Here is a 23,889-nt window from a genome sequence, read left to right on the forward strand (position 1 = left end):
CTCCGATGAAGGTCGTCGCCGCGATGTCCGGCGGGGTGGACTCCGCCGTCGCCGCCGCCCGCGCCGTCGAGGCCGGCCACGAGGTGACCGGCGTCCACCTCGCGCTGAGCCGCAACCCGGCGTCGTACCGCTCCGGGGCGCGCGGCTGCTGCACGATCGAGGACAGCAACGACGCCCGCCGCGCGGCCGACGTGATCGGGATCCCGTTCTACGTCTGGGACCTCTCCGACCGCTTCCACGAGGACGTGGTCGAGGACTTCATGGACGAGTACGCCGCCGGGCGCACGCCGAACCCGTGCCTGCGCTGCAACGAGAAGATCAAGTTCGCCGCCGTCCTCGACCGCGCGCTCGCGCTGGGCTTCGACGCCGTCGCGACCGGTCACTACGCCCAGCTGCGCACGGGCGCGGACGGGCTGATCGAGATGCACCGGGCCGTCGACCACGGCAAGGACCAGTCCTACGTCCTCGGCGTGCTCGACCAGGAGCAGCTGCGCCACTCGCTGTTCCCCCTCGGCGACACCGACAAGCCGGCCGTGCGCCGGGAGGCGGAGGCGCGCGGGCTGCTCGTCGCCAACAAGCCCGACTCCCACGACATCTGCTTCGTGGCCGACGGCGACAACGCAGGCTGGCTGCGCGAGAAGCTCGGCGACCGCGCCCCCAACCACGGCGGCGACATCGTCGACGCGACGACGGGGGAGAAGGTCGGCAGCCACGAGGGCACCTTCGGCTTCACGATCGGCCAGCGGCGCGGGCTGCGCCTCGGCGTCCCGGCCGCCGACGGCAAGCCGCGCTTCGTGCTCGACATCGAGCCGGTCACCGGCACGGTGACGGTCGGCCCGCGCGAGCGGCTGGCCGTCGACCACGTCTCGGGCATCCGGCCGCGCTGGTGCGGCACCGTCCCCGAGCGCGTCGAGGGCACCGTGCAGCTCCGGGCCCACGGCGCCGAGCACCGGGCGGTCGTCTCGGTCGCCGGCGACCGGGTGTCGATCGACCTCCTCGACCCGGCCGAGGGCATCGCGCCCGGGCAGGCGGCGGTGATCTACGACGGCACCCGCGTCGTCGGGTCCGCCACGATCGAGTCGACCCGGCCTGCCCGCGTCCCAGCATGAGCGCGCTGACCAACCGGGCCGGCGCGCTGCTCGGCCCCACGCACACGACCTACGCCGTCGCGCTGGTGACGCCGGACGGCGCCGAGGTGGACGCGGTGGGCGCCGCCACCCACGACGACCTCGAGCTGGGCTCGGTCTCCAAGGGGATCACCGGCATGCTCTGGTGCGACGCGGTCGCACGCGACGTGGTCGTCGAGGACGCGGTGCTGGCCGACCACCTCCCGATCGAGGGTCCGATCGGTGCGATCGCGCTCGCCGACCTGGCGACCCACTCGTCCGGGCTGCCACGGCTCGCCGGTGGCGCCGACGTGCTGCGCCGCACCTGGGAGCTGTGGCGCGAGGGCCGCAACCCCTACCGCGAGGACGTGCCCGGCCTGCTGGCCCAGCTCCGCCACGTGCGCATCGGCCGCCCCGGGCGGACGACGTACTCCAACTTGGGGTTCCAGCTGCTCGGGCACGCGGTCGCGGCGGCGGCAGGGACGACGTACGCCGTCCTGGTCGCGCAGCGCCTCGCCGCACCGCTCGGTCTCGTCGACACCTACGCGCCCGGCTCGGCGGCCGACCTCGGCGAGAGTGCCGTCACTCCGCGCCACCGCAAGGGCCGGGAGGTCGAGCCGTGGGCCAACGAGGCGATCGCACCTGCCGGCGGCGTGCGCTCCTCGGCCGCGGACCTCGCCATCCTGCTGCGCGCGCTGCTCGACCGCACCGTGCCCGGGGCGCAGGCGCTCGAGCCGCTGAAGCCGTACGCCGGCCGGCAGCGCATCGGCGCGGGCTGGGTGACCGGTGAGCTGCTGCGCCGGGAGGTGACGTGGCACAACGGCGGGACCGGCGGGTTCCGGTCCTTCGTCGGGATCGACCGCGGGCACGGCGTCGGGGTGGCGCTGGTGAGTGCCTCCACCCGGCCGGTCGACGGCGCGGCCGTGCGACTGCTGGCCGAAGCGGGCGAACCATGAGCACCGCGACGGGTGTCGGCTCGCTCACGGGCACCGACTACGGCGAGGCCGTGCGCCTCGTGCTGGGCGAGCTGCCCGACCTGCCGCACGTGCCCGAGCTCCCCGGCCGCGGGGTCACCGCCGGCATGACCGGCCGCGGGCTCGCCGTGGTCGAGGGGCTCGCCGCCGACCTCCAACCCGCTGGATGGCGGCTCACCGACGCCAGCGGCGTCGACCACCGCCGTGCCCGGTCCCAGCTCGCCCAGGACCTCGACACCGTCGAGGAGCTGGCCCAGGGCTACACCGGCGCGTTCAAGGCGCAGGTCGTCGGCCCGTGGACCCTGGCCGCGACGGTGGAGAAGCCGCGCGGCGACAAGGTGCTCAGCGACCACGGCGCCCGCCGCGAGCTCGCGCAGGCGCTCGCCGAGGGGGTCCGCACCCACCTCGCCGACCTGCGCCGCCGTCTGAGCGGGGTCGACCGGCTCGTGGTGCAGGTCGACGAGCCGGCGCTCGCCGCCGTCGTCGCCGGTCAGGTGCCGACCGCCAGCGGCTACGGACGCCACCGCAGCGTCGATCTGCCGGAGGCGTCCGCCCACCTCGAGTGGGTCCTCGGCGCGATCACCGAGGCCGGCGGCGAGCCCTGGGTGCACTCGTGCGCCCCGCAGACGCCGTGGTCGCTCGTCGCGGGCGCCGGCGCGAGCGGGCTGTCGGCCGATCTCGACATGCTCGGCCCGGCCGACCTGGACACCTTCGCCGAGGCGCTCGAGGCGGGCCGGACGGCCGCGCTCGGCGTCGTACCGTCCACGGACCCCGCTGCGGCACCGTCGGACGCGCGGATCACCGAGCGGGTGCAGCGCTGGCTCGACATGCTCGGGCTGGATCCCGAGGTCGTGGGGGAGCGGCTGGCGGTCACCCCGACCTGCGGGCTGGCGGGTGCCACTCCGGCGTGGGCGGCACGAGCGGTGCGCCTGTCGGCGACGGTCGCGCGGAACCTCTGACCTCCGCGCCGGGGTCGTCGGCGCGGTCGAGCCACCTCGTCGCCCGGTCGGTGTGCAGCAGCCGGACCACCACGAGCATCACGGCCATCGTCACCGCGACGAGGGGCAGCAGCTCGGTCGGGCGCAGCACGACCGCGTCGACGAAGGCGTTGCGCCACCACACGTCGCGCACCGGGACGTACATGTCGTCGGAGATCGCGCCCGGCGCGATGACCACGAGCTGGAGCGCCGCGACCGGCACGAACCAGCGCCGCGCCCGTTCCGTCATCCGCGGCGCGGCGAGCGCGAGCGCCGGCGCGAGGCAGACCACGAGCTCGAGGCTGGTGCGGTAGCCGTAGAAGTGGTCGCCGCCGCTGAAGCGGTTGAGCACCGCCTGGCTCACGGTGTACGCCGCTCCTCCCGCCGCCAGCCACCGTGCCCAGTCCGGCAGGTCGGCCCGGTGGCGCCATGCCGTCGGGCCGAGCACCAGCAGCAGCGGGCACCACCAGAGCAGCCCGCGGTCGGCGGAGACGAGGAAGCCGAGCCAGTTGAGCGGGTCGAGGGCGTGGCTCGCCGCCGACCCGGTGAAGTCATCGGCGCGGTAGCCGGAGGTCGGGTCCCACGAGCCGTACATCCAGCGGGTCCACACCGACGCCAGCGCCAGCGCGGCGAGGGAGGTCGTGCCCACCCGCCACGCGATGCCGGGTCGCCGTCGCGTCCACGCCAGGCCCAGCCCGACGACCGCGCAGATCACCGCGGCGTGCAGCCGGCCCCACAGCATCACGCCACCGAAGACGCCGACCAGCCACCAGCGGCGGCGGTCGGCCGCCCACGCCGTGCCGACGATGCCGAGGGTGGTGAGGGTGTGCGGCCAGACCGCGTCGGCGGAGACCGACCAGACCGGCGTGGCAAGCCCGAGCAGGCCGGAGGCGACCAGGGCGCTGTGGGTGCCGAGCCGGTCGCGCAGCAGCAGGAAGAACAGCACCACCGCGGCCGCCGTCAGGAGGGCGGCGGTGATGCCGCCGGGCAGCGGGTCGACCGTGGTGGGTCGCGCGACGACGTACGACGGCACGGCGGCCGCGATCACGCCCGGCGCCCGGCCGACGGCCTCGCGCCCGTCGGCGGTCTCCACGATCCACGTCTCGCGGATGATGTTGTCGTCGAGGTAGGGCCAGCCGGCGATGTCGGGGACCGGGTCGCCGGTGAGCGCGATGTGCCGTGCGGCGAAGTCGGCGGTGAAGGCGTCGGGGCTCGGGTCGGGGTTCGTCGTGAGCACGTAGAGGCCCGCGAGGACGCAGAAGAGCAGGAGGGGAACCAGCCGCCGAGGCATGCGCGCCATTGTCCGCGCGTCGTGCGGGCACCGCGAGGTGTGTGGCCGAGCGCTCGCCGACCGTTCGCCGACCTGTCACCTGCGCGAGGTTCGCGGGTCCCGGCCCACCCCTAGCGTCGCTGGCGTGAAGCTCGTGGTGCAGGTGCCCTGCCTCAACGAGGAGGAGACCCTTCCCCTCGTCCTGTCCTCGATCCCGGCCGAGGTGCCGGGCATCGACGAGATCGTCGTGGTGGTGATCGACGACGGGTCGAGCGACCGCACCGTCGAGGTCGCCCGCTCCTTCGGGGTCACCGAGCTCGTCCGCCACCACCGCAACCAGGGGCTGGCCCGCTCCTTCACCGACGGCGTCGACCACGCCCTCGCGCTCGGCGCGGACATCGTGGTCAACACCGATGGTGACAACCAGTACCCGCAGGACCGCATCGCCGACCTGGTGCAGCCGATCCTGCGCGGCGAGGCCGACATCGTGATCGCGGACCGGCAGGTCGGGCAGATCGACCACTTCTCGCCGACCAAGAAGGCGCTCCAGCGGCTCGGTTCGCGGGTGGTCAACGTCGCCGCCCGCACCGAGCTGCCCGACGCGGCCAGCGGCTTTCGGGCCTACTCCCGCGAGGCACTGATGCGGCTCAACACGGTGACCCGCTTCTCCTACTGCATGGAGACGATCATCCAGGCGGGCAACAAGAACCTGGCGATCGCCAGCGTGCCGGTGGTGACCAACGCGAAGACCCGCGAGTCGCGGCTGTTCTCGTCCACGCGCCAGCACGTGTTCCGCTCCGGGGCCGCGATCGTGCGGGCCTACGTGATGTACCGCCCCTACGTGATCTTCGGCGTGATGGCGGCCCTCTTCGGACTGCTCGGCCTGGCGCCGTACGCCCGCTACGCCGCGCTCGCCGCGACCGGCCACGGCGGCGGCCACGTGCAGTCGCTCCTCGTCGGTGCGGCCCTGGTCGTGATGTCGTCCCTGTGCCTGATGCTCGGCATCGTCTCCGACCTGATCCGCACCAACCGCGCGCTCATCGAGACCAACCTCGAGCACACCAAGCGCGCCCGCTTCGACATCCTCCGGGTGCCCGCCATGCCCTCGTTCGAGACCGCGTCCTACCGAGAAGGGGGCGTCCGGTGAAGTCGCTCTACATCCGCCTCGTCCGCGCCGTCGGCGCACTGCTGCGCGCGCTGGGCGTCCTGGGCCTGCTCCAGCGACGCGCTCCGCACTCGCGGGCTGCGACCTGGCTGGCCTCCCTCTTCGCGATCCACGACGTCGACGGCCTGGGCCGGCTCGACGTGCCGTGGTGGACCTTCGACTCCGCCGACCAGGTGGCCGCGTGGCTGCGCGACCACCCGGGCGCCCGGGTCTTCGAGTGGGGGTCGGGCGCCTCGACGCTCTGGCTGGCCGACCGGGCCGGGTCGGTGCACTCGGTCGAGCACCACGCAGGTTGGGCCCAGGTGCTGGCCCCGCGGCTGCCGGCGAACGTCGAGCTGCGCGTGGTCGAGGCCGCGTCGAGCGCCCACCCGGTCGTGCCCTCGGCCAAGCCCGGCCACGCCGGCCTGGACTTCGCGGCCTACGTCGGCGCCATCGACGAGGTGCCCGGCGACTTCGACCTCGTCGTGATCGACGGCCGGGCCCGCGAGGCGTGCCTCGCACGTGCTGTCGAGCGGCTCGCACCCGGCGGGGTCATCGTCTTCGACAACGTCGACCGCCGCCGCTACGTCGAGGCGATCGAGACGGTGGGGGACCGGCTCTCGGTGACGATGACGCGCGGCCTCACCCCGGCCCTGCCCTACCCGACGCGCACCGCCCTCCTGCGCCTCACGGCGACGTGACCCGCGAGCGGGCGCTCCGCGGCGCCCGGGCCGTGTTCGTCGTCCTCACCCTGGCCTGCGCCTGGTGGGGTTTCCGCGGCCGCTGGGACGAGGTCGGGTCGGCCATGGCGGCGACGGGTCCCGCACGGCTGGCGGCCTCCGTCGGCTGCGTGGCCGTGGGCCTGCTGCTGACCGGGCTGCTCTGGCGGCTCCTGCTCGCCCGACTCGGCTCGGAGGTCACCACCCGGCAGGCCGGCGCGGTCTTCTTCGTGGGCCAGCTCGGCAAGTACGTCCCCGGCTCCGTGTGGAGCCTCGCCGTCCAGGCCGACCTGGGTCGGAGGTACGACGTCCCCGTCCGCCGTAGCGTCACCGCCTCGGCGCTGTTCCTCCTCGTGCACACCGCCACCGGGCTGCTCGTCGGGGGCGTGCTCGCCCTCGGCGGCGCCTTCGCCGACCTGCCCGAGGGGCCGGTCACCTCGTGGCCCGTCGTGGTGACCCTGGTCGGTGGGGTGGTGCTCCTGCCGCCGGTCCTGCGCCGGGCCGGTGACCTGCTCGCCGGGCACGGGGCGCGGACGATCTTCACGGTCGTCGACCTGGCGCGGGTCGTCGTGCTCATGGCGGCGGTGTGGACGTCGTACGGCATCGCGGTGGTGCTGCTGGCCCCCGACGGCCTCGGGCTCGGTGCCGCGGTGGCCGCCTTCGCGCTGGCCCACGCCGCCGGGGTGCTGTTCGTGGTCGCACCCGCCGGCGTCGGCGCCCGCGAGGCGGTCCTGGTCGCGCTGCTGGCCCCGGTGCTCGGGGTGCCGGGTGCTGCCGCGGCCGCGGTGCTGCTGCGCGTCGCCCACGCCCTCGCCGACTTCCTGGTCGCCGGTGCGGCCGCGGCGTGGGGTCGGTGGGAGCCCCGGCCGACACCGATCCGGGAGCCCGCCGGTGTCCACGGGCAGTGAGGTCGCGCTCGCCGGGCCGCGCCTGCGGCGCACGGACGGGGTCGTCCCGGTCGTCGCGCTCGTGGTGGGCCTGCACGTGGTGTTCGTCGTCGTCCGGGTCCTCGCCGTGGGCGGCCTCGACGGGTTCGTGACCTACGACGGGCGTGCCTACTTCCGGATCGCGTCCGACCCGCTGACCCACCGCCTCACCGACCTGGGCATCACCTTCACGCGGCCGGCGTACTGGCAGACGCGCATCGGCTACCCGGTGACCGCGTGGGCAGCATCGCTCGGTGGTCGTCCTGCGCTGGTGCCCGCAGCGCTCGTCCTCGTCAACCTCGTCGCGATCGGGGTGCTCGCGCTGCTCGGCGCCCGGGTCGCCGCCCGGGCGGGGCGGTCGGCCTGGTGGGGCGCCGTCCCCGCGACGTGGGCGGGCTTCCTGGTGGGCCTGGGGCAGGACCTCACCGAGCCGCTCGCCGGGGCGCTCCTGCTCGGCGCGCTGGTCGCGACGCGCTCCCGGCGGTACGTGCTCGCGGCGGTGCTGCTGACCGCGGCCGGGCTCACCCGGGAGACGCCGCTGCTGGTGCCGGCCGCGGTCCTGGCCGTGGCGCTGGTGCCACGCTCCCGCGCGGGTCGCCGTCCGCCCTGGTGGGTTGGCGCGGTGCCGCTCGTCGTGTACGCCGCCTGGCGGGCGTGGGTCCGGTCGCGGTGGGCGGACGTGCTGCCGCACCCGCCGTCGGACGACGTGCTCGGGCTGCCGGGGACGTCGCTCCTCCGCTACGCCGGCTCGGTCCTGGTCCACCCCGGCACCGAGCTGGCCAACCTCGCGCTGCTGGTGCCCGCACTGGTGGTGCTGGTCCTCCTCGCTGCCGGCGTAGGACGGGGGCGCGTGCCGCACGAGCGCCTGGCCCTCGCCGGCTACCTGCTCCTCCTGCTGTGCCTGCCGGTCTGGGACCGCGGTCAGGCCTACCTGCGGTGGGGGTGCGAGCCGGTGCTGCTGGGCTGGCTGCTGCTGGTCGGCACGCCGCACCTCCGCCGGCCCGTGGCGGTGGCCGTCGGCGTGCTGTGGTTGCTCACCGCGACGCAGAGCGTGGCCTACCCGCTGGCCGACGGCCCCTGGGGCGGGTGGTGGACGTGGTCCTGACCTCGACGCCCGACGTGGCGACGCATCCCGTCGAGCCGGCGCGCCGCGACCGGACCCGGCTGTGGCTGGCGGCCGTCGTGCTGCTCGCGCTGGCTGTCCGGCTGGTGGCGCTGCGGCACGGCCTGCCCCACGCCTACAGCGCCGACGAGGAGCTGCACTTCGTCCCACAGGCGGCGCGGGCGGCCGACGGCGACTGGTACTCCGGCTACTTCGAGAACCCGAGCGGGCTGACCTACCTCCTCGCCGTGGTGTTCCTGCTCGTGCTGCCGGGGGAGGACCTCACCCGGCTGCTCGTCGACGACCCGGCGGTGGTCTTCACGGTGGCGCGCCTGGTGGTGGCGCTGCTGGGCACCGCCACCGTGGTGGTCGTCGCCGTCGCCGGTCGGCGGGCGTTCGGGCCGCGGGAGGGTGTCTGGGCGGCCGCGCTGCTCGGGCTCTCGTTCCTGCCCGTCTTCTACGCTCACCACGCCCTCAACGACGCGGTGACGCTGCTGCCGCTGACGGTCGCACTGGTCGCGTGCCTGCGCCTGCACGAGCGCGGCGACGTCGGGTCGGCGGTCGTCGCGGGAGCCGCGGTGGGCGTCGCCACCGGAGTGAAGTACCTCGCCGCGCCGATGGCGCTGGTGATCGGGCTCGCCCTGCTGCTGCGGGTGCTCCAGCGTCGCCAGCGCCTGCTGCCGGCCGTCGGACTGCTCGCCGCGGCCGCGGTGGCGTGCGTCGCCTGCCTGGTGGCGCTCAACCCGTTCATCGTCCTCGAGGCCGCGAAGTTCTGGGGTGACTTCAGCGGCCAGTCCGCGCAGGCGGCCACGACCAAGCTGGGCCAGACCGGCGCCGCGTGGTCGGGCTACCCGGTGACCCTGCTCTGGGGGCTCGGTGCCGTGCCGACGGTGCTCGCGGTCCTCGGGCTGGTCCTCGCCTGGCGGCGCGACCGGGCGGTGGCCGTGCTGCTCGTCGCGTTCCCCGTGCTGCTGTACGCCGCCATGGCCACGCAGGACCGGTGGTTCGCCCGCTGGCTGCTCCCGGCCTACCCGTCGCTCGTCGTGCTCGCCGGCCACGGCGTCGTACGGCTCACGGGGGTGCTGCGCGAGCGGCTGCCGGGTCGGACCCGTCCGGTCATCGCCGTGCTGGTCCCGGCCGTGGTGCTCGCGCAGCCCGTCACGGACGTGGTGCGTAGCGACGTGGTGCTCTCCCGCGAGGACACACGGGCCGAGGCGCTGGCCTGGCTCACGAGCGGCGCGACCGACGGGCGCCGGATCGTGGTGGAGCCGGCCGTGCCGGGGTCCTACCGCCGCGCGCTGCGCGACGCGGGCTTCGAGCTCCGTCCGGTCGAGCGGCCGTTCCAGGCCTACGAGCAACGGCTCGGACCGAGCCTGATCGACGACTACAGGGCCGACGGGTGGTGCTGGGTGATGGTCAACGGCCACCAGCGCGACCGCGGCCTCGCCGCCGGTCTCCCCGGCGCCATCGCCTACTACCGGCGCCTCGACGAGGAGAGCACCACCGCCTTCGCCGCCAGCCCCTACGCAGCCGGCGCGACGCCGCCCGACTTCTCCTACGACTTCAGCTTCAACTACTACCCGCCCGCCCACCACCGACCGGGTCCGGTCGTCGAGATCCACCGTCTCGACGGCTGCTGACCCGGGCACGAGAGGGACCCATGACCGCACACCCGACCACACTCCTCGCCCGCGTCGCGCGCCACCCGTACGCCGTACCGCTGCTGGCGGCCACCATGCTCGCGCTCGTCGGCGCGCAGATCGCGCTGGTCTTCAAGGTGCCGAGCTGGGGCAACGACGAGCCGGCGCACACCGGCTACGTCGCTGCGCTGGCCGAGGGTCGGCTGCCGACCATCGAGACCGACATCGTCGACGACCCGGCCCGCTTCCCCGGGACGGCGGAGGAGTTCCGCGGCTGGGACGAGGAGCACGGCGACATCTGGACCGCCAACCACCCGCCGCTGTTCCACCTGGCGATGGTGCCGGTGTGGTGGGCGCTGTCGGACCACCAGAGCGGCATGGTGATCACGATGCGGCTGGCCAACACGCTGGGGTTCGCCGCCTGGCTCTTCCTGGTGGGGGTGCTGGCGCGCGAGCTCGTGCCACGGCGCCCGGCGGTCGCCGCGCTCGCCGTCGTCGTGGCGGCGGCGCCGACCCTCGTGCTGCGTTCGGCCTTCTTCATCAACGACGGCTGGGCCTCGGCCTCCGCCGTCCTGCTGCTCCTCGCGACCGTGCGGTTGATGCGCGGCGACGTCACGCGGCGGTGGGTGGTGTGGGCCGTGGTGGCGGGCACCGTCGCTGCCGGCACCCGCGCCCAGGGGGTGCTGGTCGTCGCGATGTGCGCGCTCGCGCTGCTGGTGGTCCTCGGCCGCCGCGAGGGCTGGCGGACGGGCCTGGGGGTGGCGGCGTTGGTCGGCGGTGTCCCGGCCGCGGCCTTCGGGTGGTTCTTCCTCCGCAACCTGCGGCTCTACGGCGACCTCACCGGCCAGGACGCGCTGCTGGAGAAGTTCGGCCGGGTGCCCGTCGCCGGGATCGGCCGGATCGACAACATCCCCGGGCTCACCGAGCCGACCCTCGCCACGCCGATCGTGCTGGCGGTCGCGCTGCTGCTCGTGCCGGTCGCCCTCGCGCGTTCCGTACGACGCCACGGCGTGCGCCTCGACCCCGTGTGGGTCATGCTCGCCGTCCACGCCCTGGTGACCCTCCAGAGCCTGGTCTCCTTCCTGGCCGCCGGGGGCGGCTTCCACGACCGATACCTCATGCAGGCGATGCCGCTGCTGGCCACCGTCACGGCCGTCGGGATGCTCGAGGTCGGCCGGTGGTGGCGCGCGCCGCGGCCCGGGACCGAGGCAGCGGAGCGTCGGGACTGGTGGGTGGCGAGTGCGTGGGCTGCCGTTCTCCTCGTGTGGCTCGCCGGCGCCGTGGCCTGGCTCGAGGACTACTACGTCTTCAGCCGGCAGGAGACCTCGCCCGTCGACGGCCCGGTCCCCGACCTGATGGTCGTGATGGCCGCGTGCGTCGGGGCCGCGCTCGTCGGGGTGATGGTGCGCCGGGCGCGCGGGCTCGACCTCGCGGTGGAGCTGTCGGAGTCCGCGCGGGCGGCCGCCGCGGTGCCAGAACGGCCCCTGGTCAGTCGAAGGGGGTGACCTCGACCATCCCGCGGGCGCGGGGCGGCAGGTCCGGCGTACGGCTCGAGGTGCGGGCGCCGGTGCCGGTGACCATCACCGTGCTGGGCGCGAGGGCGAAGTTGTAGCCGCGGTCGAACTGCCAGACCGACAGGCAGACCGGGCCGGCCGGGAGTGGTGGGAGGTCCTCGGTCAGCGCGCCGCCGACGGGCACGTCGGCCCAGAGGCCGAGGCCGACCTGGGTGCTGTCGTCGCCGGGCACCGCGGTGCACGCGTTGGGCGTCGCGTGGATCTCGTAGCCCGGCTCGCCGTAGGCCCACGTGCCGATCCAGCCGGGCACGGCGGGCTCCGCCGCCCGCGTGACGGTGGTGGTGAACCAGCCGCTGGAGGGGTCCTGCGTCGCGACCACGGCGCCGGTGGCGGGGATCCGCTCGATCGCGTCGCACCACTCGGGAACGCGGAGCTTCGGCGTGCCGCCGTAGATCTTCCGCACCCGCTTCAGGTCGACCTTCTCCAGCACCCGGCAGCGCCAGCGACCCGGCTTGGACTCGTCGATGTTCCTCCCGAGGCAGAGGGAGGGCGCGACGCCGTTGGTGTGCGAGGTGTTCATCAGCGAGCAGCCCGACATGGTGTGGTCGAGGCCGAGCACGTGCCCGAGCTCGTGGGCCACGACGAGCGTCTGGCCCGGCCAGGCACAGCCCTGCCCGTCGGCGTCGGTGCCGTGCAGGATGCTGACGTAGGCCTTGCGCCCGGGACCGGGGTAGCCGAGCGTGCCGTAGCCGGACCCGCAGCCCGACGGCACCCGCTTGGTGTTCTGGATGACCAGTCGCGCCTTGCGGACGCTGCGCACCTTCTTGAACCTGATCTTGAGCCCGCTGGAGTTCCAGATCTGCACGGCCAGCTTCACCGCGTCGGGGTCCTTGGACTTGTCGACGTAGGTGATGCGGCCGTGGGGCCACTTGCGCGGTGCGGCCTCGGCGGTGGCCGCGACCCCGACCGTGAGGGCGACGGCCGTGAGCAGGGCCGTGAGCAGGGTGAGGACGCGGACTCGTGACACTGGACAACCCCCCGTGGGTGCGACGTGCCGGGAGCGTACGACGACCCCGGAGGGTCAGGGAAGGTCTGGGAGCCGGGTCCGGTCGAGCACGTCGAGGGCCGACTCGATCGCCACGTCGTGCCAGCGGGCCGACGCGGTGAGCATGTAGTGGCCGAGTCGTCCCATGTCGCGCAGGTCGGCGGCGTCGGCGACGGCAGTGGCCCGCTCGACGTAGCGGGTGGTCTCGCGGAAGGACGTGATGCGGTCGCGGCGGCCGTGGGCGGCGTGCAGCACGCGGCCGGCGAGGGTCTCGACGGGGTCCTGGGCCGACCACCACGGCGCCAGCCCGACGACGCCGCGCACCGACGGGTCGTCGGCGACGTGGACGGCGACCCGTGCGCCCATCGAGTGGCCGAGGAGCACGACCGGCACGTCGCCGTGCACCTCGCGGATCCGGTCGAGCGCCCAGCGGGCGTCGGCGACCCGGTCGGCGCCGCCGTTCCAGCCGCGCTGGCGGTAGCGCACCAGCCACACGCCCACCCCGGCCTCGTGGGCACGGTCGGCGATGCTGCGCTGGAGCCACAGGGCCCGGCGCCAGGACGCGCTCCGCCCGTCGACCGACTGGCGCGAGCGCGGCTTGCCGCCGTGCAGCACCAGGACCACCGCATGCGGGCGGCCGGGAGCGTCGTACGTCGTCAGGTGCAGGTCGGTCACGCGTCTCCTTCGGAGCGGTCGGGGGATCGGATGGGGTTCGGTGGAGGGGAGATGCGCGGAGGGAGGACCTCCGTCACCGGAGATCCTCCCTCGCACGCGGTCAGGTGGTGCGTCAGTGCACGCCCACGCCCTCGGGTGCCTCGTCGGTCGCGAGCTCGTCGTGGTGGACGTTGAGGAAGATCCACACGAGCACCGAGGCTGCCAGCATCATGAAGAAGCCGACCATGAAGGCGTGGGTCGCGCCGTCGGCGAAGCCGACGAGGCCGGCGATCGGGCCGAGCTGGTCGGGCGTCAGCGAGCCCTGGGCGGCGGCACCCAGCTGAGGAGCGACCTCCTCGGCACGGGACTGCGAGAAGTGCAGCGCCACCGTGCTGAGCGTCGCCAGGCCGAGCGCACCACCGACCTGCTGCATCGTGTTGAGCACGCCGGAGCCGATGCCGGAGTCCTCCGCCCGCAGGCGGTGCACCGCGACGAGCGTCAGCGGGACGAAGTTGAGCCCCATGCCGAAGGCCATCAGCACGACGAACGGCAGGATGTCGGTCCAGTAGTTGACCCCGTCGCCCAGGTGTCCGCCGTTGACGGCGCTGAGGATCCCGGAGGCGCTGTCAGGCACGTCGAGCCGGCTGAAGCCGTAGAGCGCCGACGCGGAGAGCAGGGTGCCGATGCCGGACAGGAAGCGCGGGTCGACCGAGCTGATCAGCTTGGAGGCCACGGTGGCCGAGATGATCATCGCGATGGAGAACGGCAGGAACGCGACACCGGTGTGCAGCGGGGAGTAGCCGACGACCAGCTGGATGAACAGCGAGAGGAAGAAGAACATCGCGAACATCGCGGCCGGGATGATCATCATGACCGCGAAGGCCGTGGCCCGGTTGCGGCTGGCGAAGATCCGGAACGGCAGCAGCGGGTGCTCGACGCGCGTCTCGATGACCATGAACAGCGCGAGGAGGGCCACACCCAGCGCGAGGCTGGTGATGGTGCTGGTGGCGCCCCAGCCGTAGGCCTCCTGGCCGGCGCGGCTGAGGCCGAACACGATGGCGAGGAGACCCGCGGTGCCGGTGACGGCGCCCGGGATGTCGAGCTCGCCGGCGTGGCGCTCGGACTCGTCGAAGAAGCGCGGCGCGAAGAAGGCGGCAGCAAGACCGATCGGGACCACGATCAGGAAGGTGTAGCGCCAGCCCTCGATGCCCAGGGGCGAGTCGAGGCCGGTGAGCCAGCCGCCGAGGATCAGGCCGACGGCAGCGCCGACGCCCGCCATCGCGGCGTACACGGCGAAGGCGCGGTTGCGCTCCTTGCCGGCGGGGAAGGTGGTGGCGATCAGGGCGAGCGCGGCGGGGGAGGCCATCGCGGCGCCGAGGCCCTGGAAGGCCCGCGCGCCGAGCAGCATCGCCTCGTTCTGCGCGGCGCCGCCGACGAGCGAGGCCACGGCGAACAGCAGCACGCCGACCATGAAGATGCGACGGCGGCCCATCAGGTCGGCCAGCCGGCCGCCGAGGAGCAGGAAGCCGCCGAAGGTCAGGGCATAGCCGGTGACGATCCACTGCAGGTTGGCCTGGTCGATGGACAGGTCGCGGCCGATGAACGGGAGCGCGATGTTGGCGATGGTGCTGTCGAGCACCACCATCAGCTGCGCGAGCGAGATGAGCACGAGTGCCCAGCGCAGGCGCTTGTGCTGCTCGGGGGTCACCTCTTCGGCGGCCGGGGCGAGGTCGGTCATGGGACTTCTTTCGAGAGTGGGGTCGGAGTCGAGTGAAGCGGAAGGGTCAGACAGTGGGGGCCGGCGTGTGCACCGGACCGTGGAGGGCAGCAGGCAGGACGACCTCGTCGAGCACGCGCCCGAGGAGCTCGGGGGTGACGGCGTCACCCAGCAGGAAGGCACGGTGCAGGACGATCCCGGCCAGCGCTGGAGCGAGCACCGACAGGTCGGTGTCGGGGTGGACCTCGCCGCGCTCGCGCGCGCGCTCGTAGATGGCGTGCGAGGAGGCGATCTTGGGCCCGATGAAGTCGCGTCGGTAGACCTCGGCGAACTCGGGGTCGCGGCCCATGGCGGTGACGACGGCGGAGAGGACCGACTGGGCCAGCGGGTCGTTGAGCCCCCCGCTGCCGCAGTAGGCCGCGAGCAGGTCGCCGCGCAGCGAGCCGGTGTCGGGCACGACCGCGTCCCCCTTGTGGGCCATGATCGCGGCCACCACGAGCTCGGGCTTGCCCTTCCAGCGGCGGTAGAGCGTCGCCTTGGAGGCCTTCGCGCGGGTGGCGACAGCGTCCATGGTGAGCAGGTCGTAGCCGACCTCGTCGAGCACCTCGAGGGTCGCCTCGAGGATCTCCATCTCGCGCTCGCCCTCCACGCGGGGGCGGGTGCCGGCTTCGGTCGGGGTCATGCGTCCTCTCCGGGACTCGGGATCGGGTGGTGCAGATGATGAAACGAAACGGTTTCGTTTCGAGCAACCGGAGCCTAGCCCCGTTTATTCCGATGGAACAAATCAGTTTCATCCGGTCCAGACCAACACTCTGCGGCGTGCCCCGGCGAGGACGTACGCCGGGTGTCGGAGGGGGGCGGCAGACTGTCCCCATGAGCGCCGCCGACGAGCCCGACGTTGCCCCTCAGGATCCGACCGACGTCGCCACCGCCACGCCCGAGGCGCGCGAGCGCCACCAGGCGCTCACCGAGCAGGTGGAGGACGCGCGCTGGCGCTACTACGTCCTCGACGACCCCACCCTCTCCGACGCCGACTTCGACGTCCGGCTGCGCGAGCTCGAGGCCCTGGAGGAGGAGTTCCCCGAGCTCCGCACGCCCGACTCGCCCACGCAGAAGGTCGGCGGCGCGGTCTCGACCGACTTCACCGCCCACGACCACCTCCAGCGGATGGAGAGCCTCGACAACGCCTTCAGCTTCGAGGAGCTCGGCGCCTGGCACGCGCGCATCCTGCGCGAGGGGATCGAGGCGCCGGAGCTGCTCTGCGAGCTCAAGGTCGACGGGCTCGCGATCAACCTGCTCTACGAGAAGGGCCGGCTGGTGCGCGCGCTGACCCGCGGTGACGGCCGCACCGGCGAGGACGTGACCCCCAACGTCAAGACCGTCGCCTCCGTCCCGCACCGGCTGACCGGCACCGACGAGTTCCCGGTGCCCGACCTGGTCGAGGTGCGCGGCGAGGTGTTCCTGCCCAGCGTGGCCTTCGAGCGGCTCAACGCCTCGATGGTCGAGGCCGGCAAGCCGATGTTCGCCAACCCGCGCAACGCCGCGGCGGGGTCGCTGCGCCAGAAGGACCCGCGGGTCACCGCGACGCGCGACCTCGGGATGGTCTGCCACGGCATCGGTGCGCGCGAGGGCTTCGAGCCCACCTCGCAGAGCGGGGCCTACGACGCCCTCGCCGCGTGGGGGCTTCCGGTCTCCGCTGAGGTCCGCGTCGTCCCGACCCTCGCCGACGTCGAGGCGCGGATCACCCACGTCGGCGAGCACCGCCACACGATCGTGGGCTACGAGATCGACGGCCTCGTGGTGAAGGTCGACGACGTCTCGCTGCAACGACGCCTCGGCTCGACCAGCCGCGCGCCGAGGTGGGCCATCGCGTACAAGTACCCGCCCGAGGAGGTCAACACGCTCCTCAAGTCGATCGAGGTCAACGTCGGGCGCACCGGCCGGGTCACCCCCTACGGCGTCATGGAGCCGACCAAGGTGGCCGGCTCCACGGTGGAGAACGCGACGCTCCACAACGCCCACGAGGTCACCCGCAAGGACGTCCGACCGGGCGACACCGTGATCCTGCGCAAGGCCGGCGACGTCATCCCCGAGATCCTCGGACCGGTGCTGGCGCTGCGTCCCGAGGGCCTCGAGCCCTGGGTGATGCCGACCGAGTGCCCGTCCTGCCAGACCCCGCTGGCGCAGCAGAAGGAGGGCGACAAGGACCTCCGCTGCCCCAACCACGAGAAGTGCCCGGCCCAGGTGCGCGAGCGGGTCTTCCACGTCGCGGGCCGTGGCGCCTTCGACATCGAGGGCCTCGGCTACGAGGCGGCGGTCGCGCTGCTCGACGCCGGCGCGATCACCAACGAGGGCGATCTCTTCGACCTCGACGAGGCGGCGCTGCTGACCGCTCCGCTCTTCACCCGCGCGCCGAAGAAGGACGAGGAGGGGCCGCAGCTCTCGGCCAACGGCATCCGGCTGCTGGCCAACCTCCACGAGCGCAAGGCGGCAGTGCCGCTGTGGCGGGTGCTGGTCGCGCTCTCGGTGCGCCACGTCGGGCCCACCGCCGCCCGCGCCCTGGCCACCGAGTTCGGCTCGCTCCAGGCGATCCGGGAGGCCTCGGAGGAGGCGCTCGCCGGCACCGAGGGTGTCGGCCCCACCATCGCCTCGTCGGTGCGGGAGTGGCTCGACGGCGACGACTCCGCCTGGCACGTCGCGATCCTCGACAAGTGGGCCGCCGCCGGCGTCTCGCTGGCCGACGAGCGCGACGAGTCGATCGCCCGCACCCTGGAGGGGCTCACGATCGTGGCGACCGGCTCGCTGCAGCACTTCACGCGCGACTCGGTGAAGGAGGCGATCATCAGCCGCGGCGGCAAGGCGGCCGGGTCGGTCTCCAAGAACACCGACTACGTCGTCGTCGGCGAGAACGCCGGCTCCAAGGCCGACAAGGCCGAGCAGCTCGGGGTCCCGGTGCTCGACGAGGACCAGTTCACGCTGTTGCTGGAGAAGGGCCCCGACGGACTCGCGTGAGGCTCACGAGTCGTGGTCCCGGCCCGCGAGGGTGACCTTGTTCTCGGGCTCGTCGGGAGTCTCCGTCCACACCATGGTGCCGCAGTTCTCGCCGTGCTTGTCACACGTCGTCTCGGTCCGCTCGACCGGCGACGGCTCGGGCACCCGCTCGATCGCAACGGTCTCCTCGGCGCAGGCGCCCGTCGCGGGGGAGCACGTCGTGACGACGTCGCCGTCGACCCGGTAGAGGTGGCCGTCGGGCGTCCAGCCGAGCTCCCACGGGGCGCCGTCCAGCGTGACCGACGTGCCGGTGTCGACGTCGTACACCTGCGTGCTCGTGACCTCGCTGCCGTCGGCCGTCTCCTCGATGAACTCCAGCGCGTAGCCGCCGTCGGGGGAGAGCTCGAGCCAGCCGTAGGCCCCCTTCGGCGGCGTCACGCTGAGCAGGGTCCGCCCGGTGTGTACGTCGAGGACGAGCCGGTGCGGTCCCTCCGAGCTCACGACCCGGCCCGCGTGCACCTCGGAGCTGTCGACGGCCACCGGCACGTCGTCGCCCGTGCGCCAGTCGACGGCGTAGGTGCGGTCGGTGAAGTCCGCGTAGACCACGTCGCCCGACAGCGTCAGCGGCGGCGCCGGCCAGGCGCCGGTCGGCAGCTCGGGCAGCGGGAGCCGCTGCACCTCGTCGCCCGAGGTGACGTCGCGCAGCACGGCGTACGACCGCCCGTCGTGGTCCTCGGCCAGCGCGTAGTAGGGAAGGCCGGGATCGGTGGCCGGCGTGTGGCCCTCGGGGACGGTGCCCAGGTCGACCGATCGACCGTCCGCGCCGACCAGGGTCAGCTCCTCCGGGCCGGAGCCGTCGGACGTGCCGTGCTCCTGGTTGCTCCGCACCAGGACACCGGCGGAGGTGTAGTGGATCGAGTGGACGATCCCGGGCACGGCCACCGGCGTGCCGTCGACGTACACGTCGGAGCCGACGGCGAACACGGCCGCATCGCGGGGTGGGGTGGCCGGGTCGGGCGCGCTGTCGTCGCGCCCGCCCGGGAGGGCGAGCAGCAACGAGCCGCCCAGCACGACGGAGGCGGCCGCGACCCCGGCTGCACCGAGCGTCCGTCGGCGCCGGCGCAGCACGCGACCCCGCCCCAGCACGGCGGCGGTGGGCGGCACGGGCACCTCGAGCAGGTCGGCGTACGCGTGCAGGTCGTGGCGCAGCCCGGTGGGGATCTGGTCATTCACGAGTGGGCTCCCGTCGGTGCGGAGGGGGAGGTGGGAAGGGCCGTCTCGCCGAGCAGCTCGCGCAGGCGGGCGAGGGCGACCGAGGTCTGGGACTTCACGGTGCCGGGGGAACAGCCGAGGGCGTCCGCCGTCTGGGCGACGGACAGGTCGTCGTAGAAGCGGAGCACGACGACCGCGCGCTGCCGTGGCGCCAGCAGGGCCAGGGCGTCCATCACCGCCGGCCGGTCGCTGGGGACGGTCGTGCGGGCGGGAAGGTCGCCCGCCACGTGCTCGTGCGGCACCTCGTTGCGCCACGCGCGCCGCCGGAACCACGAGGTTGCGGTGTTGACGAGCGTCGTGCGCGCGTAGGCGAAGGCGGCGTCGGGTTCCTGGATGCGCGCCCAGGCGACATAGGTCTTGGCGAGCGCGGTCTGGGTGAGGTCCTCTGCCAGCCCGTGGTCGCCCAGCAGGAGGTGGGCCGTGCGGTAGAGGCGGTGCCAGGAGGCGTCGACGAAGTCCGCGAAGTCCGCGTCCTTGCCGTGGTGGGTCATGGGTGCTCCTCGAGTGCGATTCACCTTGACAGACGCCGTGGGTGGCTGATCGGTTGGGGACCGGAGCAGGTTTGGGATCCGCCGGAGACGGACAGGAGGTCCTGGACCACTAGAACCTTGGGGGATCCACCATGCGTCTCGTCCCGACTCTCGTGCTGGCCGTCGGCCTCGCCGTCCCGCTCACCCTGGCGCCGTCCGCGCAGGCAGCCGCGGTGACCTGCGGCGGCGTGAAGGCGACCATCGTCGGCAACAACAAGGCCAACACCATCACTGGCACCGACGGGCGCGACGTCATCGTCGCCCGCGGTGGCAACGACACCATCCGCGGCCTCGGCGGCAACGACCTGATCTGCGCCGGCGACGGCGCCGACACGATCACGGGCGGGCCTGGCAACGACAAGATCTGGGGCGAGTCCGACTCCTTGTCGATCGACAAGTTCGGCCGGGTGGTGAAGAAGGGCGACACCATCTCCGGTGGCGAGGGCAACGACGCCATCGACCTCGGCTACGACCCCCGCGCTGCGACGGAGGGCACCGACGTGCTTCTCGACGGGGTGTCGTACGCCAACGCGACCGCGCCCGTGGTGGTCGACTTCCGGGCCGCGGCGACGGTGCCGATCGCCGCGGAGGGCACCGACACCGTGACCGGCTTCAACGGCGGCATCCGCCTCTTCGGCTCGGCCTTCAACGACACCGTCAAGGGCACCAACAAGGCCGACGTCTTCTTCGCCCGGGGCGGCGACGACACGATCTTCGGACGCGGCGGCGACGACACGATCGTGGCCGACACCGCAGGCGCCCTCGGCAACGACCGCCTGTACGGCGATGCGGGCGACGACGTCCTCAGCGGCACCATCGGCACCGACACCCTCGTGGGCGGCGGCGGCAGTGACACCATCTCGACGACCTCCGAGCTCCACCAGGTGATCCGCGGCGGCAGCGGCGTCGACACCATCACCTTCCCGATCCCGGGCGAGCCCGGGTTCGTCGCCAAGGGCTCCGGTGGCCAGGACCGGTTGCGGCTGCTCCCCAACTCCAACCCCGCGATCAAGCCGACCGTTCGCATCGACCAGCTCGGCAAGACCCGGATCAGCGACCTGCCCTTCACGATCGAGGGCAAGATCACCGGGTTCAGCGACGTGCAGCTGCCGGCGCGCGCCCTCTCGATCTTCAAGGGCAGCAACGCCTCCGAGGTGATCACCGCGCACCCCGACTACCGCGCCGAGATCTACGGCCGCGGTGGCGCCGACGTGCTGACCGGCTCGCGCCAGCCCGACCGCCTCGACGGCGGCAAGGGCTTCGACATCGCTCGCGGCCGCGGGGGCAACGACACGTGCAAGGCGGCGGAGAAGCGCTCCAGCTGCTGAGCCCCGCCCACTTCCGCACGCCTGCCGGGCGCGGCACGATGCCAGCATGTCGCGCACCGGCAGGCTGCTCGTGCTCGCGGCAGCCTGGGTGCTGCCGGCCTGCTGGCTGCTGCTCGCGCTGACGGCCGGTCCGTCCGACGGCACCAGCCTCTCGTCGTCGGTGCTGCCGTCCGGCACGAGGTGGGGCGAGACCGTGAGGGTGGCCCGGACCTACGGCGAGACCGCGCTGCTGCCGGGCGACGTCGTGCAGAAGGTCCAGGGCCGGAGCCTGGAGCAGTGGGTGGCCGACGGCGGCTCGGTGGCCCGCGAGGTGGGCGAGGTCGTGCGCTACGAGGTACGCCGCTCGGGCGGGCGCCTCGACCGGATCCAGCAGATCGACGTGACGCTGGTCGACTACCCCGTGGCGGCCGCGCTCCGGGCCGGGTGGCGGGCGAGCCTGTCCGCCGTCGCCCTGCTCCTCGTCGGCTCCGCCGTCTACTGGGCCCGCCCGCTCGCGACCTCCGCGCGCGCGTTCCTCGCGGCCGCGGCCCTGCTCCCCGCGGCCCTGACCTCGGCGCCGTACGGCACCGGGGTGATCGACCTGGCCGGCTCGCGCGGGGTCTGGCCCGCGGCGGTGGGCGAGGTGCTCGCCGCCCTCGGCCTGGCCGCACTGGTGGTCGCGGCGGCAGGGCTGGTGAGCACCTCGGGCCGTCTGCGCTGGGGCGTCCCGGCGCTCGCGCTGCTCGCCCCGGTGCTCGGGTACGCCGGCTGGCTGGCGCTCGCGCTCGGGGGTGCCGGGTCGGAGGCGGAGCGCCGTCACGTGCTCGCGACCGTCGCGGCGCCTGCCCTGTGGGCGGCCGTGCCCGCCCTGCTGCTCGTCACGGCGCTCGCCCACGCCCGTGCCGAGCGGCGGGAGGACGTGCTCGCCACACGGCTGGTGCTGCTCGGCGTGGGTGCGGGACTCGGCGTCTGGCTGTTCCTGGGGGAGGCGCCGGCGTGGCTGGCCGGCGAGTCGCCGGTGCGGTGGGACGTGCTGGCGGCCCTCGCCGTCGGGGCGCCGCTGCTCTGCCTCGCCGCCGCCTCGGCGCACTTCCGACTCGACGAGATCGAGCCGCGGGTGCGGCGCGGGCTGGTCCAGGCCGTCGTGCTGCTGGTGGTCGGTGCGGCCTTCGTCGGCCTGGTCCGCGCGGTCGACGCCGCGGTGGACATCTCGGTCGGGTCGATGCTCACCGGCGGGCTCCTCGCCCTCCTCCTGCTGCCCGTCGCGGTCGCCGTGCAGCGGCTCGTCCGTCGCCTCGTCTACGGCGACCGCGAGTTCCCCGACCGGGTCGTGTCGGACCTGCGGCGCCTGGACGCGGCGACAGCTCCCGAGGACGTGCTGCGCGAGGTGCTCGAGCTGCTCGCCCGCCGGCTGCACCTGTCCTACGCCGCGGTCGACGTCTTCGCGACCGGGAGCGCGGAGCCGGTCGCGACCTCCATCGGGACGTCGTACGGCACTCCGGCGACGGTGGACCTCGCCGTGGGTGGCACCACGCTCGGTCGGCTGCAGGTCGAGGTCGACGTCGGCCGCGACCCGTTCGGGCCGGGGGACCGGCGCCTGCTGGAGGACATCGGCACCCAGGTGGGCGCGCTGGTGCAGGCGATGACGGCCAACCGCGAGCTGCAGGTGTCGCGCCAGCGCCTCGTGGCCGCCCGCGAGGAGGAGCGCCGGCGGCTGCGCCGCGACCTCCACGACGGGCTCGGCCCCTCGCTCGCGACCCTGGCGATGCGGCTCGAGGCCGCCACCGACCTGATCCACGAGGACCCCGGCCAGGCCGCCGACCTGGTCGCCCGGCTGTCCGACCAGGCCCGCGAGGACATCGGGGAGGTACGCCGGCTCGTCGAGGGCCTGCGACCGCCCGCGCTCGACCAGCTCGGGCTGGTGTCCGCGCTGCGCCACCGGGCCACCGAGCACTCGGACGGCACCGGGCCGGTCCGGGTGCCGTGGACGGTCGAGGCGGCCGACGACCTCGAGCCGCTGCCGGCGGCCGCCGAGGTGGCGGCCTACCGGATCGTGGTGGAGGCGGTGAACAACGTGCAGCGCCACAGCGGGGCCGATCGGTGCACCGTGGTGCTGACCCGGGGGGACGGTGAGCTCCACCTCGCCGTGACCGACGACGGCTCGGGTCTGGCTCCGGACCGCCGTGCGGGTGTAGGCCTGTCCTCGATGCGTGAGCGGGCCGAGGAGCTCGGTGGTTCGTTCGAGGTGCTGCCGCGACCCGGCGGGGGCACCGTCGTACGGGTCCGGCTGCCGCTCGGTGAGGGCTGAGCACCCGGCTGGGCAGCCGGCTGGGCAACTGCAGGGGAGGTGAGGGCGATGGACACCCACCGCGTGCTGATCGCTGACGACCACGAGGAGTTCCGGCGCGGGCTCGAGGCGCTGCTGGCGGCCACGCCCGCGCTCGAGGTGGTCGGCACGGCGGGTGACGGGGCGATGGCGGTCGCCCTCGCGCTCGAGCTCCAACCCGACGTGGTGCTCATGGACCTGCACATGCCGCGCGTGAACGGCATCGACGCGACCGCGCAGATCGTGCAGTCCTCGCCCCACATCGGCGTGCTGGTGCTGACGATGATGGAGGACGAGGAGTCGGTGTTCGCCGCCGTGCGCGCCGGTGCCCGGGGCTACCTGCTCAAGGGTGCGCGCCGCGGCGAGATCACCCGTGCGGTGCAGGCCGTCGGTGCGGGCGAGGTGATCTTCGGGCCCGGCATCGCCGATCGCGTGATGTCGTACTTCGCGGGCGCGCGCAGCAAGCCGAAGGGCGACGCCTTCCCCGAGCTGACCGACAAGGAGCGGGTGGTGCTCGGACTGATCGCCGAGGGCAAGGAGAACGGTGAGATCGCCCGCCAGCTCGCGCTCTCGGTCAAGACCGTGCGCAACCACGCCAGCAACATCTTCACCAAGCTCCAGGTGGCGCACCGGGCGCAGGCGATCGTCAAGGCGCGCGAGGCCGGGCTCGGCTGA

General features: G+C 73.8%; 20 protein-coding genes. 13 read left to right on the forward strand and 7 right to left on the reverse strand.

Features of this window, described 5'->3' with window-relative positions; translation table 11 throughout:
* Positions 1-5: 5 nt before the first annotated feature.
* From mnmA to J2X46_RS21640, 3 genes are read left to right on the forward strand one after another with little or no spacing between them, the layout of a single operon-like run.
* Positions 6-1,109 (forward strand): tRNA 2-thiouridine(34) synthase MnmA, encoded by a 1,104-nt coding sequence (gene mnmA, locus J2X46_RS21630; RefSeq protein WP_310254261.1) that lies wholly within the window; start codon positions 6-8, stop codon positions 1,107-1,109.
* Positions 1,106-2,062, forward strand: coding sequence for a serine hydrolase domain-containing protein (locus tag J2X46_RS21635; RefSeq protein WP_310254263.1), 957 nt, complete (start codon positions 1,106-1,108; stop codon positions 2,060-2,062). The genes mnmA and J2X46_RS21635 overlap by 4 nt, the downstream gene beginning before the upstream one ends.
* The gene (locus J2X46_RS21640) at positions 2,059-3,039 is read left to right on the forward strand and encodes a methionine synthase (protein WP_310254265.1); all 981 of its coding nucleotides are present in this window, start codon (positions 2,059-2,061) and stop codon (positions 3,037-3,039) included. Before J2X46_RS21635 ends, J2X46_RS21640 begins: the two co-directional genes overlap by 4 nt.
* On the opposite strand, the gene J2X46_RS21645 is transcribed toward J2X46_RS21640, so the two are convergent.
* Positions 2,951-4,348: a hypothetical protein gene (locus tag J2X46_RS21645; protein WP_310254267.1), complete on the reverse strand. Its 1,398-nt coding sequence runs from the start codon at positions 4,346-4,348 to the stop codon at positions 2,951-2,953. The two genes, J2X46_RS21640 and J2X46_RS21645, sit on opposite strands and share 89 nt — an antisense overlap.
* Positions 4,349-4,472: 124 nt before the next feature.
* On the opposite strand from J2X46_RS21645, the gene J2X46_RS21650 reads away from it, so the two are divergent.
* The 6 genes from J2X46_RS21650 to J2X46_RS21675 are packed head-to-tail and all read left to right on the forward strand — an operon-like array spanning position 4,473 to position 11,363.
* Entirely contained in the window at positions 4,473-5,474 is a 1,002-nt protein-coding gene (locus J2X46_RS21650; RefSeq protein WP_310254269.1) for a glycosyltransferase family 2 protein, read from the forward strand.
* Positions 5,471-6,172 (forward strand): class I SAM-dependent methyltransferase, encoded by a 702-nt coding sequence (locus J2X46_RS21655; RefSeq protein ID WP_310254271.1) that lies wholly within the window; start codon positions 5,471-5,473, stop codon positions 6,170-6,172. The genes J2X46_RS21650 and J2X46_RS21655 overlap by 4 nt, the downstream gene beginning before the upstream one ends.
* Positions 6,169-7,098 carry a lysylphosphatidylglycerol synthase domain-containing protein gene (locus J2X46_RS21660; protein ID WP_310254273.1) on the forward strand — a complete coding sequence of 310 codons (930 nt, stop codon included), beginning with the start codon at positions 6,169-6,171 and terminating at the stop codon, positions 7,096-7,098. The genes J2X46_RS21655 and J2X46_RS21660 overlap by 4 nt, the downstream gene beginning before the upstream one ends.
* Positions 7,082-8,221, forward strand: a complete 1,140-nt coding sequence (locus J2X46_RS21665) for a hypothetical protein (RefSeq protein ID WP_310254275.1) — start codon at positions 7,082-7,084, stop codon at positions 8,219-8,221. The genes J2X46_RS21660 and J2X46_RS21665 overlap by 17 nt, the downstream gene beginning before the upstream one ends.
* Entirely contained in the window at positions 8,206-9,858 is a 1,653-nt protein-coding gene (locus tag J2X46_RS21670) for a glycosyltransferase family 39 protein (protein WP_310254277.1), read from the forward strand. The genes J2X46_RS21665 and J2X46_RS21670 overlap by 16 nt, the downstream gene beginning before the upstream one ends.
* A gap of 20 nt (positions 9,859-9,878) precedes the next feature.
* Positions 9,879-11,363, forward strand: coding sequence for a DUF2142 domain-containing protein (locus J2X46_RS21675; protein ID WP_310254279.1), 1,485 nt, complete (start codon positions 9,879-9,881; stop codon positions 11,361-11,363).
* Here the strand turns inward: J2X46_RS21675 and J2X46_RS21680 are convergent.
* From J2X46_RS21680 to J2X46_RS21695, 4 genes are all read right to left on the reverse strand, one after another.
* Positions 11,347-12,399 (reverse strand): M57 family metalloprotease, encoded by a 1,053-nt coding sequence (locus J2X46_RS21680; RefSeq protein ID WP_310254281.1) that lies wholly within the window; start codon positions 12,397-12,399, stop codon positions 11,347-11,349. The two genes, J2X46_RS21675 and J2X46_RS21680, sit on opposite strands and share 17 nt — an antisense overlap.
* Positions 12,400-12,453: 54 nt before the next feature.
* Entirely contained in the window at positions 12,454-13,092 is a 639-nt protein-coding gene (locus J2X46_RS21685) for an alpha/beta fold hydrolase (protein WP_310254282.1), read from the reverse strand.
* A 112-nt stretch (positions 13,093-13,204) separates the two neighbouring features.
* The gene (locus J2X46_RS21690; protein WP_310254283.1) at positions 13,205-14,809 is read right to left on the reverse strand and encodes a DHA2 family efflux MFS transporter permease subunit; all 1,605 of its coding nucleotides are present in this window, start codon (positions 14,807-14,809) and stop codon (positions 13,205-13,207) included.
* A 46-nt stretch (positions 14,810-14,855) separates the two neighbouring features.
* Positions 14,856-15,470, reverse strand: coding sequence for a TetR/AcrR family transcriptional regulator (locus J2X46_RS21695; RefSeq protein ID WP_310254284.1), 615 nt, complete (start codon positions 15,468-15,470; stop codon positions 14,856-14,858).
* Between the two features lie 191 nt (positions 15,471-15,661).
* Here J2X46_RS21695 and ligA point away from each other — a divergent pair, with 191 nt between their 5' ends.
* Positions 15,662-17,800, forward strand: a complete 2,139-nt coding sequence (gene ligA / locus J2X46_RS21700; protein WP_310254285.1) for an NAD-dependent DNA ligase LigA — start codon at positions 15,662-15,664, stop codon at positions 17,798-17,800.
* 3 nt (positions 17,801-17,803) lie between these two features.
* Here ligA and J2X46_RS21705 read toward each other — a convergent pair whose 3' ends face one another.
* Together J2X46_RS21705 and J2X46_RS21710 are read right to left on the reverse strand one after the other, a co-directional pair.
* A complete protein-coding gene (locus J2X46_RS21705; protein WP_310254287.1) occupies positions 17,804-19,012 on the reverse strand; it encodes a hypothetical protein in 1,209 nt (402 codons plus the stop codon).
* Entirely contained in the window at positions 19,009-19,542 is a 534-nt protein-coding gene (locus J2X46_RS21710; protein ID WP_310254289.1) for a SigE family RNA polymerase sigma factor, read from the reverse strand. Before J2X46_RS21710 ends, J2X46_RS21705 begins: the two co-directional genes overlap by 4 nt.
* A gap of 131 nt (positions 19,543-19,673) precedes the next feature.
* Between J2X46_RS21710 and J2X46_RS21715 the strand changes: the two genes are divergently transcribed.
* The 3 genes from J2X46_RS21715 to J2X46_RS21725 are packed head-to-tail and all read left to right on the forward strand — an operon-like array spanning position 19,674 to position 23,889.
* Entirely contained in the window at positions 19,674-20,909 is a 1,236-nt protein-coding gene (locus J2X46_RS21715; RefSeq protein WP_310254291.1) for a calcium-binding protein, read from the forward strand.
* 46 nt (positions 20,910-20,955) lie between these two features.
* A complete protein-coding gene (locus J2X46_RS21720) occupies positions 20,956-23,196 on the forward strand; it encodes a sensor histidine kinase (protein ID WP_310254293.1) in 2,241 nt (746 codons plus the stop codon).
* A gap of 48 nt (positions 23,197-23,244) precedes the next feature.
* Positions 23,245-23,889, forward strand: coding sequence for a response regulator transcription factor (locus tag J2X46_RS21725; RefSeq protein WP_310254295.1), 645 nt, complete (start codon positions 23,245-23,247; stop codon positions 23,887-23,889).

This window comes from Nocardioides sp. BE266 (genome assembly GCF_031457855.1).
Classification (GTDB): domain Bacteria; phylum Actinomycetota; class Actinomycetes; order Propionibacteriales; family Nocardioidaceae; genus Nocardioides.